This window comes from Dysgonomonas sp. HGC4, assembly GCF_001261715.1.
Lineage (GTDB): Bacteria > Bacteroidota > Bacteroidia > Bacteroidales > Dysgonomonadaceae > Dysgonomonas_A.
The window spans coordinates 1-19545 of record NZ_CVRU01000194.1 but is presented as its reverse complement, the minus strand read 5'-3'; the positions used below and the strand labels follow the sequence as shown (position 1 = coordinate 19545).

The following is a 19545-nucleotide window of genomic DNA, read 5'->3' as shown; positions in this document are numbered from 1 at the left end:
AGATATTACGTATTGGCATGTCTCAGTCTCAGTTGTTTCTATTCTGGAAACAAAAGTAGTGCTTTTATGAAGATATAGTGTAATATAAATCTAATATTTGTTGAGCCTGCTTTTTATTTAGCATAATATTATAGAAGCTATGTTTAAGTATTAGACTGTCTAATTTTTTATATTTTTACAATTGGATCNTATAAAATAAAAAAAGCTGAAGGATATACTGCATATTATAATCCGTTTGATAGATATATTCAATATATTTGCTATTATTTACATTTTTTGAAGATGAAGATTTCGGTTGTAATACATACATATAATGCTGAAGAATTCTTAGACAGGGTCTTGGAATCGGTAAAAGGCTTTGATGAAATTGTGATTTGTGACATGTACAGTACTGACAGAACTCTTGAAATAGCAAATAAGCATCATTGTAAAGTTGTGTTTCATGAGAATGTAGGTTTTGCTGATCCAGCTCGTACATATTCTATTTCTCAGGCTTCTCATGAATGGGTTTTCATGGTGGATGCAGATGAACTTGTTCCTACTGTATTAAGAGAGTATCTATATTATACTATCCAGAGAAGACCTGATATAGGAGGTTTGAGAATACCTCGTAAGAACTATCAAATGGGACGCTTTATGCATAGTGCCTATCCTGACTATATATTACGATTCTTCAAGAAAGAGAATACAATATGGCCTGCAACAGTACACTCTCAACCTATAATTGAAGGAGGAAAAATATTTGATATTCCTTCGAAGCGTAAAGATCTAGCTTTTATTCATTTGTCTAATGAGACGATTCGTCAGACTATCAATAAGATGAATACATATACTGATTTTGAGACTGAGCGTAGACGACACAAAAACTATGGAGTACTTTCTCTTATATTTGAACCTTTACTCAGATTCCTCAGGTTTTATGTTTTCAAGGGAGGCTTTAGAGATGGGATTCCAGGCTTGATCTGGGCTTCTGAATATGCTTACTATAAATTTATTACAATTGCTAAAGTAATAGAGTCTAAGGTAACTAAGGAGGATTGGGATAAGGATTTAAAAGAATAAAAGATAATTTATTTTATTTTTTACCTAAAAAGAGTTTCATACGTTTTTTTCTCTCTTTCTTTTTCTCAAATTGATGTTTGTACTTTAGCATCAATTGATGGCAGATATCACTGTCCAGATTACGAATCTTGGCATATATTGGAGCCATAAACTCAATTGCTTCATCATATTCGAACAGACGACAAAAGTTTTCACATCCTTTGTTTATATCTACGTTTTTAAATTGCATTCGGTTAATATCTACCAATGAAAATTGATATTGGTTATTATTCTCAGAAATTAAAATATTTCCGGGTGAATAATCTAAATGTAAAATACCGGCATTATGTAATTCTGCAGTATATTGTGCAAAAGCTGCTAATAATTCTTTGTCTTCGTTTGCCTTGGAAAAGTAGTGTTCTCTTATCTCTCTGGCATTTTCTATTTGTGTACTTATAAAATATGAAAGGGAAAGTAATCTCGCTTTCTTTAGTTCTATGTATGCAATAGCCTTTGGGGTATGGAAGCCTCTTTTTGTAACCTCTAATGCGTTGTAATATGCTTTATATGCTTTAGGTTTCCGAAAGAAGGAATAGACTATTCTATTGATAAATATAGGCTTCCTAAACAGTTTAATGTTTAGTTTAAGACCATCAACATTTATTGACTTTATTATATTACGTCTTTTCTGAATTATATCCCCTTGTGTTTCAAAAGTTAGAGGCAAATTATGAATAAACTCTTTTAGATATTCATATTCTGGATTTATGACAATATTTGTTTTCAAAATGAAGGTATATAATTCTTGTGACTTTATATTTGGTTGATACAAAGGTAATATATAAAATATAAAAGCAGTGAATAATTTATTCACTGCTTTTATGTTATTCTTTTATTGAAAGACAATTTAAAGTGTTGTACTTTATTTTACGTCTTTTACAAATGTAAGGATTACTTTTCCATCTTTAGAGAAAGTAATTTTATTTAAGCCTGCTTCAATAGTAGATGTTCCTGTGATAATTTGTGTGAATTTACCTTCACCTTCCATATTAGGACAAGCCATTCTTGTTGACATTACTGGACCTACTGTTATTGCTGTACCTTCTATTTTGTAGGTGGCATTATAACGGTTGCATCCTGCATTTCCTCCGAATCTGCTTTCAGCAAGATCAAATGAAATCGTAGGAATATTGTCTGCAAATAGGGTTGCTACGTCACCGTCAGCAATAGTTTCTAATTTCCATTCTCCTATAAGAAGAGATGTGTCTATGCCTTTTTCGAACTCTGCAACAACTTTGCCGTTATTGCTTAGTTGAAGTAGTACTCCATCTCTAATGGAAACTTTGTTTGGTTGACCTAGAACTTGGTGGAATTGATGTTCTTGATTTTCATCAGGACACATCATCATAGTCGATGCTAAATTAGGAGCTGAAAGGATTCCTTTTTCGTATGTAAAAGAACCTGTATAGCCGTTACAGCCACCATTTCCAAATATTCTTTTCTCTACAACATCTATATTCATTGTTGGAGTTTTTCCTTTAAAGATGCTCGCTGTTGGCTGTCCATTCAATGACTTCAAAACCCAAGTTCCTGTTATATTGGGAGTGTTTTCACCTGGATAGTCATTTTTAGATGATTGTTTACTTGTTTTACAACTTTGTGCCATAATTCCTAGCGATAGTATCATTGCCAACGCAAATGATAATTTTACTAATTTCTTCATTGTTTACTCTATTTAGTATTACTTAATTATATAACAAACATCTATTGATCTTGTTTACTTAGATTAAAAAGACATTTGACCTATAAAGTTTCAGTATGCTTTTATTTCTACTGTGTTATTAATAGAGAGTAAATTTATCTGCATCTTTCCACACAGGGAATTTATTTCTAAATAAATTTAACTCTTCTTTTGAGATTTCAACAGTTGCAGTCTGTTCAGTAGCAGTATCCAGATATACCCTTTTATTGCCTTTGTAATCAATTAGAGCCGATTGTCCTGTATAAGTAAGACCTATATCGTCTTTACCTACTCTATTTACTCCACAAACATAAGATTGATTTTCTAATGCGCGTGCTTCTAGCAATGTATTCCATACTTTTATTCTTGCTTCTGGCCAATTAGCTACATACAAAAGCAGGTCGTATTTGTTATCTACGTTCCGTGCCCAGATTGGAAAGCGCAAATCGTAGCAAATCAGCAAGCAAATATTGAAGCCTTTGTACTGAATGATACATTGTTTGTCTCCTGCCGAAAAGTGTTTAGATTCGTCTCCCATTCTGAAGAGATGTCTTTTGTCGTAAAAGGTAGCTTCGGTTGGAGTTATAAAAAATCCTCTGTTATAATATTCGCCATTATCTCTAGCAATAAAGCTGCCTGATAGTGCTACATTATATTGAGTAGACCATTTTTGTAGTGTTGTGATTGTTTTCTCGTCCACTCCCTCTGCCAAGGTATGACTGTTCATGGAGAAACCAGTAGAAAACATTTCCGGAAGGACAATTAGGTCTGTCTTTCCGGTTAGTTCTAAAATATATCTTTCAAGAGTTGTCAGGTTGTACTCTTTGTCTTCCCATTTAATATCTGTTTGGAGAAGGCTTACTCTTAGATTAGTATCTTCATTCTGCATTTCCTGATGAGAACTTTTCTTGGTGTTTACCATTTGCGTTCTTATAACGATCTTGTATTGCAGCTATATCTTTTTCGGCATCTCCAGTGGGAGTGAAAACAGAATCAAAATATGCTGTTTTATCTTTATAGTCAAGTATTGCAATTACAATAGGAACATTTGCTGTTGTTGCAATATAATAAAAGCCACGTTTCCATTCAGTATTTTTACTACGTGTACCTTCAGGGGTAATTGCTAATTGAAAATCATCGCGACTGGCAAACTGCGAAGCCATTTGTTCTGTCAATGATGTTTTTTTCGATCTGTCAACCGGTATTCCTCCCATTGCATTAAATAATAAATTCATAGGGAAGAAGAACCAGGTTTTCTTTATAAGAAAATAAGATTTTCTACCTAATGATAAATATATTAATTTGCCTAAAAGTAAATCCCAATTACTGGTATGTGGTGCAACACATATTATACATTTGGAGGGTAAATCGGTTGTACCGACAATTTTCCATCCTATTTTTTTTAGGATGAAGCTACTAAGCTTTTGCATGTTCGGGGATCAGTCTAATTTTTGAATTTCTAATCCAAATTTATCAAGTTGAGTTTTCAAGTCTTCTTTTACTTTTTTGTAGTAAGCTTTAGTTCTGCTTTTAATTTCTTTGCCTTCTGATGTGCTTAAGCGATTTATCAAATCGGTATGTACATCTGCTATTTGAAGAATAATTTCATTCGCCTTTTCTACGTTTGGGCTATGAGTGAATACTTTGTAAAATATACAGTCATTGTATAATAACCCCATTGAGTTATTAATTAGTTTTTTTAGATCTTTTCTGCTGCTCATTTTGATGTTTTTTTTATTGCCGGTTTGTTTGTCTCGGGCTTTTTATTATTGGTTGCAAAGGTAGCTAAAATAGACCAAGCTCTAGAAGTATTTATATTATTATTCCTTAATCAAGAGTTTAGATCACTCATAAATTGGACGTAATGGTTAGAACCTTTAGGAGAAAAAAGCGAAAAATAGTCTTCAATCTGGTTTATTCTTAAAAAATATCACCTGTATTTTGTAATCTCAATAAAAAATGTTTCATTTGTATATATTTCTTACTAGCAAATATGTTTAATGGAATCAATCTGTAAATTAAAAGATATATATAAAGCTCTCTACAACTTCGAAAAGGAGTTTGCAGAGAAGAATGGTATTACTATTAATGAAGGGATGATACTTTGTTGCTTGAAAGAAGGCAAACCCAAGTCAGCTAATGAATTGTGTGATTTTGTAGGGTTGTCTAATTCTCGTGTATCTCGAGTGATAAATACGGTGGAGACAAAAGGATTTATAGTTCGTGAAATGGGTTTGACTGATAAGCGTCAAATGATATTTACACTCAGTGAATCTGGGAAAGCTAAAGTTAAAGAAATGTTGAAACAGGATATGGATTTTAAAGAGTTGGGTTCTCTCTTTTTTAAATTAATGGAATAGTTTCCATTTTTATTTAATAATATCATTGCTAATAGCAAATATGTTTAATGGTAAATTAATAGATGATGAAAGTACTTATTATAGGAGGAGTTGCAGGAGGAGCCACAGCGGCTGCACGAATGCGAAGAGAGAGTGAAGATGCTCAAATTATTTTATTTGAGCGAGGAGAATATGTGTCGTATGCTAATTGTGGTTTGCCCTATTATATTGGAGGAACAATTAATGATAGAGACAGGCTATTCGTGCAAACCGTAGAGGGATTTGTAAATCGCTTTAATATTGATATACGGATTAAGTCGGAAGTGACAGCTATTGATGTGCAAAGTAAAACTATTACTGTGCAGAATCGCTCAACTAACGAAAGTTATACCGAGAGCTATGATAAGTTAATTATTTCTACTGGTGCGGAACCTATAAAACCTGCGATGCCCGGAATAGATGATTCGAGGATATTTTCTTTGAGGAATGTTCCGGATATGGATAATATAAAAGCATATATAGACCTGCATAAACCCAAAAGGGCAGTTGTGATAGGAGGTGGATTTATTGGTCTCGAAATGGTTGAGAATTTGCAGGATGCAGGTGTAGAAGTCTGTGTGGTAGAAAGAGCAAATCAGGTGATGGCTCCCATCGATTTTTCGATGGCTAGTTTGGTACATCAACATTTGAAGAGTAAGAATGTTGGTTTGCTTTTAGGTGAAGTTGTAGAAAGTTTTGAATCGGATAACGATGAAATAAAAGTATTACTCGAAAGCAAGAAAAATGTTTCGGCTGATATGGTAATACTTAGTATAGGCGTACGTCCCGAAGTTTATTTGGCTAAAACCGCCGGTTTAGAATTGGGTTCGTTAGGAGGTATAAAGGTTAACGATTATATGCAAACTTCCGATCCTGATGTTTATGCTTTGGGCGATGCTGTAGAAGTGTTTAATCCTGTGATAGGCAAACATTCATTGATTCCTTTAGCAGGACCAGCCAATAAACAAGCACGTATTGTTGCAGATAATATATTGGAAGGAAATATCTATAAATATAGCGGAACGATAGGTACTTCTATTGCCAAGGTGTTTGATATAACCGTTGCTGCAACGGGTGCGTCTTCAAAATTATTGGATAGGGAAAATATCTCTCATTTATCTTCATTTATACATGGAAATTCGCATGCAGGATATTATCTGAATGCTTTGCCCTTATCCATAAAAATAAATTTCTCACCTATTGATGGGAAATTATTAGGTGCACAAATCGTAGGTTTTGATGGTGTAGATAAGAGAATCGATTTATTTGCTCAGATTATCAAAAAAGGGGGAACTATTTATGACCTGATGGAAGTAGAACATGCCTATGCACCCCCATATTCATCAGCAAAAGATCCCGTAAATATGGCTGGATTTGTTGCCGATAATATTCTTAAGAACAAAGTAAATATTATTCATTGGAGAGAGGTTCGTAAACTTGATAAGAATGAAATACTATTGATTGATGTTCGTACAAGTGGAGAATTCCAGTTTGCACATATTGATGGTGCTATAAATATTCCCGTTGATGATATTCGTTCTCGTTTATCGGAGATACCAAAAGATAAAAATATTGTAGTTTACTGTGCTGTAGGATTGCGCGGATATTTAGGCTCACGTATTTTATTACAGAATGGGTATTCTAATGTATATAATCTTTCAGGAGGATATAAAACATATTCGGCTGCAACCGACATTCAATCAACAGATGTAGCTTTCAAAGATGCGTTGCCATTGGTCAACAATAATATTAAATCAGAAATGAAAACAATAACAATAGATGCCTGCGGATTGCAATGTCCGGGTCCGATAATGCAATTGAAAAAGAATTATGACCAAATAGAGAATGGTGATAGATTAGAAATAAAAGTGACCGATCAAGCATTTGGTGAAGACTTAAGTGGATGGTGTCGAATGGTAGGTGCAAATTTGATAAGCATAAATAATTTGGGAGGGGTAGTGACAGCTTGTGTTGAGAAAACAGAAAAGGCTCAGTCTTGCGAAATGGTTTCTAAACCAAAGGACAATAAGACTTTGATTGTTTTTAGTGACGATCTGGATAAAGCTTTGGCTTCTTTCGTTATTGCAAATGGAGCACTGGCATCGGGTAAAAAAGTAAGTATGTTTTTTACTTTCTGGGGATTGAACGTAATTAAGAAAGTTTCGAAACCAGCTGTGAAGAAAGACTTCTTAGGGAAGATGTTTGGTATGATGCTTCCTTCGAATAGTAAGACATTGGGATTGTCTAAAATGAATATGGGAGGATTAGGCGGAAAAATGATGCGCTATATTATGAAAGAGAAAAAGGTAGATACACTCGAAAGCCTTATGAAACAGGCAATAGATAATGGAGTGGAGTTTATAGCTTGCTCGATGTCGATGGATGTAATGGGTATAAAACAAGAAGAATTGATGGATCATGCTACAATTGGAGGAGTAGCTGCTTATCTGGATAGAGCTGAGAATGCTAATGTGAATTTATTCATCTGATAGTGAGTGAACAAGGATTCTATTAAAATGTGTCTTATTTGAAAAATAGGGAGAGATTTTTAACTGTAGTTTAGATCTATTATTTACTTTTACGCTTAATTTAGGTAACTATCATTTAATATTCAATTTCTATGAAATCTATCTCATTCTATTCCTCTATGGGGATGATGCTAGCTATCCTTGTGTGCAGTAGTGTAGCCGTTTCTCAGAATTCTGCTTTTCATCCTGATCGTAAAGTTGAAATGATTGTAGAAAAGCCTTCATCTAAAGCAATCGAATCTCTACAGATTTTAAAAGAGGGTAATAAGCGATTTCTTTCGGGAGCATCTACGCATGAACGCCAGGATCCGGAGAGAATAAAAGATTTAGCCAAGGGTCAAAATCCAAAATGTGTTATTGTAGGCTGTTCTGATTCGCGTGTTCCACCCGAAATTGTATTCGACCAAGGTTTAGGAGATGTATTCTCTATACGTACAGCGGGTAATGTAATGGCTGATTTTGAAATAGGTAGTATAGAATATGCAATAGACCATTTGCATACCCCTTTAGTTGTTGTTATGGGACATCAGGGATGTGGAGCGATTAAAGCATTATTAGATCATGTGGATAACGTGGATGCGGGTAATGCATCGGAAAGAGAAGATCATGTATCTAAGATTATCGAGAAATTGAAAAGTGAAGAAGAGGAGCAAGAGGTGCTTAGAACTGCCGGAAAGAATTTTAATTTAGCTGTAGTAGCTAATGTGGTGCACGGTGTAAAGCAACTACGTAACTCTGATCCACATTTAAAAAAGGCATACCTTAACGGTGAAATTAATATTGTAGGAGCAATTTATCATATTGAATCGGGAGAAGTTGAATTTCTAGATTTCTAATCAAACAATCAATTCCGAAATAAATAAAAAAGAGTTACCCTTTATGGATAACTCTTTTTTATTTATAGAGAGATTCTTCTTAATTGATGTCACGCATATCGCTAAGAGCTTTATTTTGATATTTTATTTCAGAGAAAATTCCTGTAAAACCAGTACCTCGTGATCCATGTGCCGCAAAACCAACTTTAAGGTCTGCTGTTGTATCAAGATGAAAGTTTCGGATCATTTTCCAGCTCTTGTTATCTTCGGAATAAAAGAATGAAAATTCATTGTCCTTTTTCACAATTGAAAGGTAGGCAAACGATCTAGCCTTTTCTGAATTACAATCGTCAGATAATGATCTTGTAACTACCGATACAATTGTGGGTTCTTTAAGTACCGAATTCTCATAACAAAATTTCGCCCAAGTGTATTCATCTTGATATATAACCAATGCTGCAACGTCATATATGAATTTTAAATCGCCTGTCACTTTTGCACTTAAGGTAAAATCAGTGTCGGCTTTAAACAGTATCATTGGTGCATTATGAACATTTGATTTTCCATTTGGATTGTTGAAGAGATTTGTTTTCTCTCCTGATGTAATTTTAATCTCAGAATCATTTATTACATAGCTAATCGGATTGTTATAAACCTCTAACTTATAAGGAATACTCTTTACTTGTTGCTCCGACTGCTGAGCGAATAGACTTCCCGCTATAAGAATAAATGTAAATAGAATGCCTATACGGCTCGAGGTTAATGCTGTTTTCATAATAGGTTAATTTAAATGATCTAATATCTTGTATTGATTAGGTTCTTATGGTTTAATAAACAGATAATCATATTATACAAATAGGGACGTATATAATACGCCCCTAAATTTAAACAAAATAATGTATGTTTATCAACGAATTGAATTCGCTTCTATACTTTATATCAATTCACTAAGTTCTATCCAGCGAAAAGTCTTTTCTTCTATTTCAGTAATCAATTCGCTTATACGATTTGATTTTGATAAAAGAGCTTCTGGTGATAAATTGCTGTCAGATAATTCGTTCTCTAATTTTACTTTTTCAGCTTCTAATTTGGGAATCAGAGCATCCAATTCTTCAAACTCACGTTTGTCTTTGTAAGATACTTTTTTCTTTTCTTCTTTTTTGGGAGCTTCAATCTTAGGCTTTTCCTCTTTAATATCTTTTGCTTTTTCAGCTTGAGCAGTTTCTTTTGCTATTAATTCCTGTACCTCTTTCCACTCGCGATATAGTGTGTAGTTGCCGGGGAAATCTTTTATCTGAGCGTTACCGGAGAATGCCAATAGGTGATCTACAACCTTATCCATAAAGTAACGGTCGTGCGATACTACAATAACACATCCTTTGAAACTTTGAAGATATTCTTCGAGAATATTCAAAGTCATAATATCCAAATCATTGGTAGGCTCATCGAGAACGAGGAAGTTTGGATTTTTAATCAATACTGTACATAAATACAAACGGCGTTTTTCACCTCCTGATAGTTTATATACAAAGTTGTGTTGTTTTTCGGGTGGAAACAAAAAGTGTTGCAGAAATTGCGATGCAGTAAGACGGTTACCGTTACCTAAATCGATGACTTCGGCTATGTTCTGAACTACATCTAATACTTTCATCTGATCATCAAACTGTAAACCATCTTGACTATAATAGCCGAAGTTTACTGTTTCGCCCACATCAAATTCGCCTTTGTCGGGTAGGGCATCTCCAATCAACATTTTGATGAAAGTCGATTTTCCTGTCCCATTATTTCCCACGATACCCATTTTTTCGTATCGGGCAAATACGTAATTAAAATCTTCAAGAATCTTTAAATCTCCAAATGATTTATATATATGCTTTGCTTCGAATATTTTATTACCAATATACGAGCCCTTCATTTGTAGTTGTACATTACCCAAATCACGTTCCTTTTCTGCCTTCTTCTCCAGATCATAATAGGCATCTATACGTGATTTTGCTTTTGTACCCCTTGCTCTGGGTTGCTTACGCATCCATTCCAGTTCTTTACGAAGAAGATTATTAGCTCTGTCAATTTCTGCATTTTGACCGCTTACTCTCTCTTGTCTTTTTTCTAAGTAGTAAGAGTAATTACCCTTGTACTGAAACAATTGTTTTTGATCGATCTCAATGATTTCCGAACAAACTCTGTCTAAGAAATAACGGTCGTGCGTTACCATCAATAAACTTAATCGTGAGCGTTGAAGGTATTCCTCCAACCATTCGGTCATATCTAAGTCAAGGTGATTGGTAGGCTCATCCAGAATAATAAGTTCGGGTTCGGTAATCAATACGTTTGCTAATGCAACACGTTTTAATTGTCCCCCAGATAATTCGGATATTTTTTGATCGAAATTTCGAATCTTTAATTGCGATAGAATTTGTTTGGCTCTTTGCTCATAATCCCAAGCTTTCAGCAAGTCCATACGTTGAAGTATGTCGTCCAGATTCGAGTGATCTCCCAATTCCATTGCCTTTTCGTATTCTGCAATTACATCGGTTACATCAGTTCCTGATAGGAAACAAGCATCAAGAACTGTTATATCGCCTGGATATTGAGGATCTTGTTCTAAATAGGCAACTCTCAAGTCACGACGAAATACCACAGAACCCGAATCGTATGACTCTTTACCTGTTAATATATTGAGTAGTGTTGTTTTTCCTGTACCGTTTTTGGCAAGTAAGCCAATGCGTTGCCCTTCGGCAATGCCAAATGACATATTGCTGAATAATATTAAATCACCAAAGCTTTTGGTGAGCTGATCTACCTGAAGATAGGATATAGCCATTATTTTGTTATTTCTATTTTTAAGGTCGAAGACCTGTTTCTTGTATCGCTAAAGACTATATATATCTGATTGTCTTTAGATAATTGGTGTAAATACCATATAGTATTTATATGTAGCAAAGGTAGAAAAAATATAAGCTATTCTTCCTTTTTTTCTATGGGCTCTATAGAAAACTTATAACGAAGTAAAAGTTTAGGAAAAGCATCATTGGTCATTCTGCATACGAGATCTACTCCTGCAAACGATTCGGGGACTATATATTTGCCTCCCGATCCATCAAATACTATTTCATCCCCACTTTCGAACCAACGGTATCGGGTTTCTTTTCCATTTTTCATAAACTCAGAACTGAGATCTATGGTATCACCACATTGAGCTATGCCTCCATCTATAATAGTTTGTGGAGAATAAGTATAATTTCTGATGAAAGTATAGTCCGATAAATTGATTGAGGAAAAGCTTAAGGAGTTGTGCGAACAATTCATTTTAAAGAAGAAGCTTTTGTCGATATCTAAATTGGTTATATTATTGCTCGAACAATCTAAATAGAGTAGAGGAAGGTTGCGAGGCAACTCCAGATTATCTAGCGAATTGTTAGAGCAGTCAAGCTTACTCAATACTTGATTATTACTGAAATCTATTTCTGTCAATTTATTTGCCGAGCAAGTAAGTTCCGTTAGTCTATGATTGTTACTTATGTTGAGATTGCTAAGCTCGTTGTCGTCACAATATAAGATGCTTAAGTGTTCACATTTAGTAATGTTGAGCGAATCGATGGTATTTATAGAGCAATTTAAAGTTTTTAAGAGTGTATTGTATTCTAAGTTCAAATCTTTTAATTGATTATCCGCACAGAATAAATCTGTTAGTTTCTTGTTCTTTGAAGTGTCAAGTTTACTAAGCTTGTTTACTGAACAACTAAGCTTTTCTAATTTGATAAGGGGAGTTATATCCAGATTCTTTATACTGTTAGAATCGCAGTTTAAAGAAATAATATCTTGATTGTTTTGTAGATCTAGCGAGGTTAGTTTGTTAGATATACAATCTAGTTTTGAGAGATATTTATTAGCGGAAATGTCAAGTTGTGTAAGCGCATTTGACGAACAGTCTAAAGTAAGCAACTCTAGATTGTTTTTTATATCAATATCTGCCAATCCATTACTTGAGCAATATAATTCCATCAACATGCTGTTTTGATCAATGTCTAGTTTTGCAATGGGGTTGTCCGATATTTTCAATAATTGGAGGTTTGGATTTTTAGAAAAATCGAAAACCATGATAGAGTTTTTCGAACAGTCAAAAATATTGAGATCATGCAGAGTAATTAAATTGAGGTTACGAAGTTTATTGTCCGAGCAAGAGAATATAGATAAAACAGAAGTTTCACCAAAAGTTATATCTTCGAGTTGATTTTTGTCGCAAGCCAGATGAAAGAGTTTTATATTTGATCGTAGATCCAGACTTTGCAACTTATTTTCGGTACAGTCTAGGTTCTCAAGTAAAGTGTTTTTCGAGAGATTAATAGAAACGAGATAGTTTGCATAGCAACTCAAATCTACTAATTGCTTATTGCCCGATAAGTCTAAGGTGGTGAGTTGGTTCCAATAAATATCTAACGACTTAAGTGCTAAGTTTTTAGATAAGTCGATATCTTTTAGTCCATTATAACTGCAATTGAGATGTTCTAGTTGTTTGTTGTTTTTCAGATTAATAGAAGTTAACCCATTCCCCGATACATTTAGATACGAGAGTAACTTATTATTCAATAGATATATACTGTCTATTTCATTTTGAGAAATGTTCAGGTGAAGTAGCTGCTTATTTTTCTGAATATCTATTTTAGAGATGTGATTATTGGCACAAATAACTGATTGTAGCTCGTGGAAATATCCAAAGTCAAAGCTTCCCGATAAATTAACACTTGTCCAGTCTATACTTGTAATTCGTTTGGGTAGCTTGTCGTTCCACTCTATTCCTTTTAATTTAGTGATCCATGCGTCAGATGTTTCCCAGTTTGTGGTATCGCTCTCACTGAGACCTAATTGTTCCAGATTTAAACTGTCTCGGTTCATCGATTCTTGTCTGAGTATCTGCATCAATCCTGCTTTATCATCTTTATGATAATTTTGGGCATGAGTGAATATGCAAACCAACGAGAGTAAGACGAGAGTAAATATTTTTTTCATGTATGTAGTGAGTCGCTATCGTGTGAGCGGTATATTAAAGACAAAAGGTTGTAGACCTTTTGTTTATACTTTGGAAAGAATAATAGCTACAGCTTGTTCTGTCTCAAAAGTATATCATTAATAATACCTTCACTTTCTTATTTTTATAAGATACCTATTTTTACACAAAAGTAACAACAAAACTTTAATATACTAAATAAGCCTTATGCTTTAATTATTTTACTGATTTAGAGAATTAGAGAACCAATCTGTCGATTTATTTCTAATTTTGTTTTGTAATTAAGTTTAAGATCGAATTATCGTTATTATGATAGAAGTACAGAATATAACCAAGAGTTACGGACAACTGCAAGTCCTTAAAGATGTCAATCTACATGTCAATCAAAGTGAGATTGTATCTATTGTTGGCGCTAGTGGTGCGGGTAAAACAACTCTACTCCAAATAATGGGAACTCTGGATAAACCCGATTCGGGAACGGTTATAATCAATGGTCAGAGAGTGACAGGATTGAATGATACGAATGTTTCAGATTTTAGAAATCGTAATATAGGATTCGTTTTTCAATTCCATCAATTATTGCCCGAATTTACGGCTCTTGAAAATGTAATGATTCCTGCTTTGATTGGTAGAGCTAAGGAATGGGAAGCTAAGAAGAAAGCTAAAGAATTACTCGAATTATTGGGGTTGTCTTCGAGGCTTGAACATAAACCGAACGAATTGTCGGGAGGAGAAAAGCAGCGTGTAGCGGTAGCTCGTGCTTTGATCAATAATCCAGCAGTGATATTAGCTGATGAGCCATCGGGTAGTCTTGATACCGAAAATAAAATAGAATTACATAAGCTCTTTTTCGATCTTAGAGATCAGTTTGGTCAAACATTTGTGATTGTAACTCACGATGAGGAACTAGCCAAAATTACAGATCGTACTATATATATGAAAGATGGCTTTATCTTATAAGACCTCAAACCTTTTTATTATTTGGGTAAGCGATAGTTGCAATTGGTTATTATGACTTTCAAAGTGCAACCTTCTACTTATATTGAGACGGAGCCGTCTAATTTTATATTACTTAACGCTTATTTTAAACTTCTATTAATATTTATAGTATATCTTTGTTACAAGTTTAAAAAGTCTGCTTAGACTTTAGGGTATCTTTAATCGTTAGAACAAATTGAAAGTGCAAATGACAAATAGGCAAAAAATAGCCTCGTTATTTATTATCGTCTTTTTCGGTGTAATACTGATGAAGCCGGTTCACTTCTTCTTTGTAGATCACGGTTCTCATTACGATACACATTGTCATTCGGCAGGAAAATCAGCAGCTATTCATCAGGATTGCGATATCTGTCTTTTTATGCTTCAGGCATTCACTCCACAACAGTTTGCCGAATTACAACAACATTTTGATATTTACTTTGCTGAAATTATACAAGCTGAGATCCAAACTCAGACTTATCAACCTATTCTTCATGTTTCGCTGAGAGCACCTCCTGCACTCGGTCTTTTCTAAAATAAATACCAAGGTCTCGGACCTTACTTCTACTTTGGCTAAGAGTAACAACAATAGATTGTTATGTCTCTAAAGTGTCATTAGAAATAGCTAAATTATTCAAAATCTATTTATTGTGCGAATTGTAGGCTGAATTTATTCAATCTATGCGATTCGGGTGTATATCATTCCGTTAATCATAATCGTACAATGAATGTAGTATCCAAGTCTACCTGTTTTTAAGTAACAGCCACTTATTTAGTGTGTTGTTTCTAGGTGGCAACTGGTAGTTGCGCTTATATTTATAAAATAATAAGGTTTTAGACTGTAAAGGATTGAAATTCAAAATATCAAAAAAGAACATGAAAGTAATATACACAATCATCATATGCCTGCTCTCTTTGGCAACACTATCTGCTAATAATGCGCCTACCGATAACAGGTCGCTACAAGGAGTTATTACAGACGAAAAAGATGGAGAAGCTCTTATGGGGGTAAATGTTTATCTCCCCGATCTGAAAAAAGGAGCCATTACTAATGAGAAAGGACAGTATAGAATTGACAATCTGCCTTTAGTTAGAACTACTGTACAAGTAACTTATTTAGGTCATCAAACACTTGTTCAGACAGTTGATTTAAGATCTGTAAATGATCTGAATTTTGCTTTGAAAGAATCGAGTGCCGAAATTAATGAAGTAGTGGTTACCTCATTAACGGGTAGCTCGCTTATAAAACGGACGCCATCTCCTATATCATTCATTGCACGTAAAGAATTGCTTCAACAGTCATCCTCTAATATAATTGATGCTATATCGCGTCAACCGGGAGTTTCTCAGATAACAACAGGTTCGGGGATATCTAAACCCGTTATTCGTGGTTTAGGATACAACAGAGTTGTGGTTGTTAATGACGGAGTGCGTCAAGAAGGGCAACAATGGGGAGATGAGCATGGTGTGGAGATCGATCCTCAATCGGTAAATTCGGTAGAAATACTTAAAGGTCCTGCAAGTTTAATGTACGGATCGGATGCCATGGCAGGGGTTATTAATTTTCAATCAGATCCAATCTTACCCGACGGAACAATCAATGCAAATGTCTTAACTGAGTACCAAACTAATAATGGCTTGATTAATTACTCTGTCAATACAGCAGGTAATAAAGGAGGTATTGTTTGGAATGCAAGATATAGCGACAAATGGGCTCATTCGTATAAGAATAAATACGATGGATATGTGTTTAACTCAGGGTTTCAAGAAAGGGCTGTTTCGGGGCTTATAGGTCTTAATAAAAATTGGGGTTATTCTCATTTGACTTTAGATTATTATAATATTACACCTGGTATTGTTGAGGGTGAAAGAGATGAGAAAACAGGAGGCTTTCTTAAGCCTGTAGTTGTGGATGGAGAACAGGGTACAGCTATTGCTACTGATAGAGATGGTAGGTCGTATAGACCATTTGTGCCTTATCAACAAGTGTATCACTACAAAGCAGTATCAAGTAGTAATATAATATTGGGTGATGGGAGTTTACGTACCATCTTTGGGTATCAACAAAATCGACGTCAGGAATTTGAGAATGTGATGGATCGCAATGAGTATGCTTTGTATTTTCAGTTACATACAGCAACCTATGATGTACGTTATAGCTTACCTGAGATAAATGGATATAAGTTGGTGACTGGTGTAAACGGAATGTATCAATCCTCATTAAATAGAGGACATGAAACGCTTTTGCCAGAATATAAATTGTTTGATATGGGGGTATTTGCCATTGCTTCTAAGAACTTTGGTAAATTAGATGTTAGTGGGGGATTGCGTTTCGATCGCCGCCATCAGAGTGTGAAAGAGTTTGAACCTCATACACACGACCATGAAAGTGGTGGACACGAAGACCATGAGGACGGTGATGATCACGACCACGACCATGATGCAGAAATATTTCCGGCATATACCCGAAACTTTCAAGGGCTTAGTGGTAGTTTAGGTTTTACCTATCAGCTATCGGATGGTTGGTATACAAAATTAAATTTATCGCATGGTTTCCGTGCTCCCAATATTAGTGAGCTAGCTTCTAATGGAGCGCATGGAGGTGCTGTTCGTTACGAAATAGGAAACCCTAATCTTAAAGCTGAAAATAGCTGGCAGGCAGATTTAGGTTTTGGTTACTCATCACCTATCATTTCGGGGGAAGTTTCTTTATTTGCCAATCGTATCAATAATTATATCTTCTCTCATAAATTATTAGATGAGGATGGGCATGATTTATTGACCGATGGTTATAAAACATTTCAATTCGTATCGGGAAATGCACGTATTCTTGGAGGCGAAATAAGTATTGATATACATCCTATTGAAAGATTACATTTTCAAAACTCATTCTCGTATGTAAATTCGGTACAGTTGAATCAGCCCGATTCTACTAAAAACTTACCATTTACGCCAGCTCCTAAGTTAATTTCAGACTTACGCTTCGATTTGATTCGTCATGGAAAAAACTTGAATAATACTTACGTTTCGGTAGGTATAGAGAGTAATTTGAAACAAGATCGAATATTTTCGGCTTTTGATACTGAAACAGTGACACCTGCCTATACATTATTGAATGCTTCTTTTGGAACGGATTTTGTACATAAAGGACGTACATGGGCTTCCCTTTATTTTATGGCGAATAATTTAACGAATAAGGCTTATCAAAATCACTTGAGTCGTTTGAAATATACCGATGTAAATCAAGTAACAGGTAGAGAAGGAGTTTTTAATATGGGGCGTAATTTTGGCATAAAGTTGCTTGTTCCGCTCAATTTCTAAATATGATAAAGTAATATTAAGTTCTTAGAATTTAATGTTATATTTTCTTTTTTAATCAAAGTTTATATAGTGATAAAGGAGTTGCTTTAATTAGTAGCTCCTTTGTTTTTGTGGTAATGTTTTTATATTTTTAGATTCAAAATAAAATGCTATGAAGAAGATTATACTGTGTTTAATTTCCATTATACTATATACAACAAGTTCTTTTTCTCAAGAGAATCAATCGGTAGAGAAAAAGCATTATACATATTGTATGGTGTATTTGCATGACGCGGAATTAGTCTTGGGTTTGTCAGAGAACTATTGGCTCGAAAAAGAACCTCGCCTTAGAAATGCGAAAGGTAAATTGGTGAAGTTTCGCGAGTTTATCGATGCAATGAATTATATGGAAGCTTTAGGATGGGAAGTTATGCAGATATATCCTGATAATAGGGGATTTTCTATTAGTTCAGACGGGAATATGGAAGAATTGTCCATTTCTCGTGCAGGTTATAGAGTAAAGCTATTCCGTAAAGAAGTTACAAAAGAAGAGTTGGAGCAGATAGGTGCTGCAATTCAGCAAAGGCTGTAACTTAGGTTAAAAATAATAATAAAAGACACAATGAGTAGATTAGATGAATCTGCCTATTGTGCCTTTTCTAGTTGAAGGTTTTAGCTAATATCTTTCTTTTGATGTTTTGGCTTCATTGATTAGTTATAGATTCAGGGCAAACTGAATATAGTCTTCTGCACTTTTTTCTAAAGTTTCAGCGTGAAGTACATCATGTGAATTGTATAAAACGAAATGTCCTCTAAAGTCAGACTTAGTATAAAGTGCTGTTGTTTTAAAAGGTAAGATCAATTGTTCTATTGTAACTTTCCATGTTCCATTTTCTTGAAAATCTACTTCTTCAATTCCGGCAGATATAGCTAATGCTATTTTTTTGTCTTTCATCTTATCTCCAGTAGAACCATAAGCCCATCCATAAGTGAAAACATCATCTAACCATTGTTTTAAAAGGGGAGGGCAGTTGAACCAATATAAAGGATACTGAAGAATCAGAGTATCGTGTGCTTCAATTAGTTTTTGCTCTCTCTCAATATCTATTTTGCCATTGGGGTAGGTGTTGTATATGTTGTGTACAGTAAACTGTCCGGGATGTTTCTCCAATTCTTTTACCCAACGTTTATTTATTACTGAATCTTGGATATTCGGATGACTGACAATGATAAGTTTCTTCATCTGTTTTTTTCTTTTACGTTTATTGAAATACAAAGTTAGTATCACTGAGTATGAATCACAATAAGGGATTTTTTTATCTCTAAGTGATAATTTTGTCACTAACTTTGTATCTAAATTATATTCTAAGAAATTCAACAGACGGTGTATGTATGAACGAAAAATACCTTTAGATTTTGAGTGCGGAATCACTATTGCTACGGAAGTTATTTTCTCGAAATGGAAATTTTGCATACTTATGGAGATTGATAAGGGGGTAACACGACCTAAAGATTTGGTTGAGGCTGTAACGGGTATTACCAAGCGAGTATTACATCAACAATTGAAGCAGTTGGAGTTTTATAAAATAATAGATCGAACTACTTACCCTGAAATACCACCAAGAGTAGAGTACTCGCTTACAGAGGATGGTAAAAAGATATTGCCTATTCTGAATGATATTAATAAATGGGGTTTAAATTATGCTCCTAAGTTTAAAGAGATAACGGAATCTGAGAATCTATAATTATTTAGACA

18 protein-coding genes are annotated in these 19545 nt (G+C 34.4%); 9 read left to right on the top strand and 9 right to left on the bottom strand.

Features of this window, described 5'->3' with window-relative positions; genetic code table 11:
- Positions 1–282 precede the first annotated feature (282 nt).
- Positions 283–1062 (top strand): glycosyltransferase family 2 protein, encoded by a 780-nt coding sequence (locus HGC4_RS17905; RefSeq protein WP_050711509.1) that lies wholly within the window; start codon positions 283–285, stop codon positions 1060–1062.
- Between the two features lie 13 nt (positions 1063–1075).
- Here the strand turns inward: HGC4_RS17905 and HGC4_RS17900 are convergent, their stop codons facing one another.
- The 5 genes from HGC4_RS17900 to HGC4_RS17880 all read right to left on the bottom strand — a co-directional run bounded on the left by HGC4_RS17900 (position 1076) and on the right by HGC4_RS17880 (position 4503).
- The gene (locus HGC4_RS17900) at positions 1076–1828 is read right to left on the bottom strand and encodes a lipopolysaccharide kinase InaA family protein (RefSeq protein WP_199327675.1); all 753 of its coding nucleotides are present in this window, start codon (positions 1826–1828) and stop codon (positions 1076–1078) included.
- 135 nt (positions 1829–1963) lie between these two features.
- A complete protein-coding gene (locus HGC4_RS17895) occupies positions 1964–2764 on the bottom strand; it encodes an META domain-containing protein (RefSeq protein ID WP_050711507.1) in 801 nt (266 codons plus the stop codon).
- A gap of 118 nt (positions 2765–2882) precedes the next feature.
- A complete protein-coding gene (locus HGC4_RS17890) occupies positions 2883–3704 on the bottom strand; it encodes an amidohydrolase (RefSeq protein ID WP_242047095.1) in 822 nt (273 codons plus the stop codon).
- A complete protein-coding gene (locus HGC4_RS17885) occupies positions 3661–4212 on the bottom strand; it encodes a lysophospholipid acyltransferase family protein (protein WP_050711505.1) in 552 nt (183 codons plus the stop codon). The genes HGC4_RS17890 and HGC4_RS17885 overlap by 44 nt, the downstream gene beginning before the upstream one ends.
- 9 nt (positions 4213–4221) lie before the next feature.
- On the bottom strand, positions 4222–4503 hold the full coding sequence (locus HGC4_RS17880; RefSeq protein ID WP_050711504.1) for a beta/alpha barrel domain-containing protein: 282 nt from the start codon (positions 4501–4503) through the stop codon (positions 4222–4224).
- Between the two features lie 279 nt (positions 4504–4782).
- On the opposite strand from HGC4_RS17880, the gene HGC4_RS17875 reads away from it, so the two are divergent.
- From HGC4_RS17875 to HGC4_RS17865, 3 genes are all read left to right on the top strand, one after another.
- Positions 4783–5142: a MarR family winged helix-turn-helix transcriptional regulator gene (locus HGC4_RS17875; protein ID WP_050711503.1), complete on the top strand. Its 360-nt coding sequence runs from the start codon at positions 4783–4785 to the stop codon at positions 5140–5142.
- 65 nt (positions 5143–5207) lie between these two features.
- A complete protein-coding gene (locus tag HGC4_RS17870; RefSeq protein WP_050711510.1) occupies positions 5208–7649 on the top strand; it encodes an FAD-dependent oxidoreductase in 2442 nt (813 codons plus the stop codon).
- 131 nt (positions 7650–7780) lie between these two features.
- The gene (locus tag HGC4_RS17865) at positions 7781–8524 is read left to right on the top strand and encodes a carbonic anhydrase (RefSeq protein ID WP_050711502.1); all 744 of its coding nucleotides are present in this window, start codon (positions 7781–7783) and stop codon (positions 8522–8524) included.
- Positions 8525–8603: 79 nt separating this feature from the next.
- On the opposite strand, the gene HGC4_RS17860 is transcribed toward HGC4_RS17865, so the two are convergent.
- From HGC4_RS17860 to HGC4_RS17850, 3 genes are all read right to left on the bottom strand, one after another.
- The gene (locus HGC4_RS17860; RefSeq protein WP_050711501.1) at positions 8604–9278 is read right to left on the bottom strand and encodes a DUF1349 domain-containing protein; all 675 of its coding nucleotides are present in this window, start codon (positions 9276–9278) and stop codon (positions 8604–8606) included.
- A 159-nt stretch (positions 9279–9437) separates the two neighbouring features.
- Positions 9438–11327, bottom strand: coding sequence for an ABC-F family ATP-binding cassette domain-containing protein (locus HGC4_RS17855; protein ID WP_050711500.1), 1890 nt, complete (start codon positions 11325–11327; stop codon positions 9438–9440).
- 137 nt (positions 11328–11464) lie between these two features.
- The gene (locus HGC4_RS17850) at positions 11465–13513 is read right to left on the bottom strand and encodes a leucine-rich repeat domain-containing protein (protein WP_050711499.1); all 2049 of its coding nucleotides are present in this window, start codon (positions 13511–13513) and stop codon (positions 11465–11467) included.
- A gap of 307 nt (positions 13514–13820) precedes the next feature.
- Between HGC4_RS17850 and HGC4_RS17845 the strand changes: the two genes are divergently transcribed.
- The 4 genes from HGC4_RS17845 (at position 13821) to HGC4_RS17830 (ending at position 18381) form a co-directional block, all read left to right on the top strand.
- A complete protein-coding gene (locus HGC4_RS17845; RefSeq protein WP_050711498.1) occupies positions 13821–14471 on the top strand; it encodes an ABC transporter ATP-binding protein in 651 nt (216 codons plus the stop codon).
- A gap of 226 nt (positions 14472–14697) precedes the next feature.
- On the top strand, positions 14698–15024 hold the full coding sequence (locus HGC4_RS17840; RefSeq protein ID WP_050711497.1) for a hypothetical protein: 327 nt from the start codon (positions 14698–14700) through the stop codon (positions 15022–15024).
- Positions 15025–15365: 341 nt separating this feature from the next.
- Positions 15366–17810, top strand: a complete 2445-nt coding sequence (locus HGC4_RS17835) for a TonB-dependent receptor (protein WP_050711496.1) — start codon at positions 15366–15368, stop codon at positions 17808–17810.
- A 151-nt stretch (positions 17811–17961) separates the two neighbouring features.
- On the top strand, positions 17962–18381 hold the full coding sequence (locus HGC4_RS17830; RefSeq protein WP_050711495.1) for a hypothetical protein: 420 nt from the start codon (positions 17962–17964) through the stop codon (positions 18379–18381).
- Between the two features lie 123 nt (positions 18382–18504).
- On the opposite strand, the gene HGC4_RS17825 is transcribed toward HGC4_RS17830, so the two are convergent.
- On the bottom strand, positions 18505–19032 hold the full coding sequence (locus HGC4_RS17825; protein ID WP_050711494.1) for an NAD(P)H-dependent oxidoreductase: 528 nt from the start codon (positions 19030–19032) through the stop codon (positions 18505–18507).
- A 145-nt stretch (positions 19033–19177) separates the two neighbouring features.
- Between HGC4_RS17825 and HGC4_RS17820 the strand changes: the two genes are divergently transcribed.
- Entirely contained in the window at positions 19178–19534 is a 357-nt protein-coding gene (locus HGC4_RS17820) for a winged helix-turn-helix transcriptional regulator (RefSeq protein WP_050711493.1), read from the top strand.
- Positions 19535–19545: the final 11 nt, after the last annotated feature.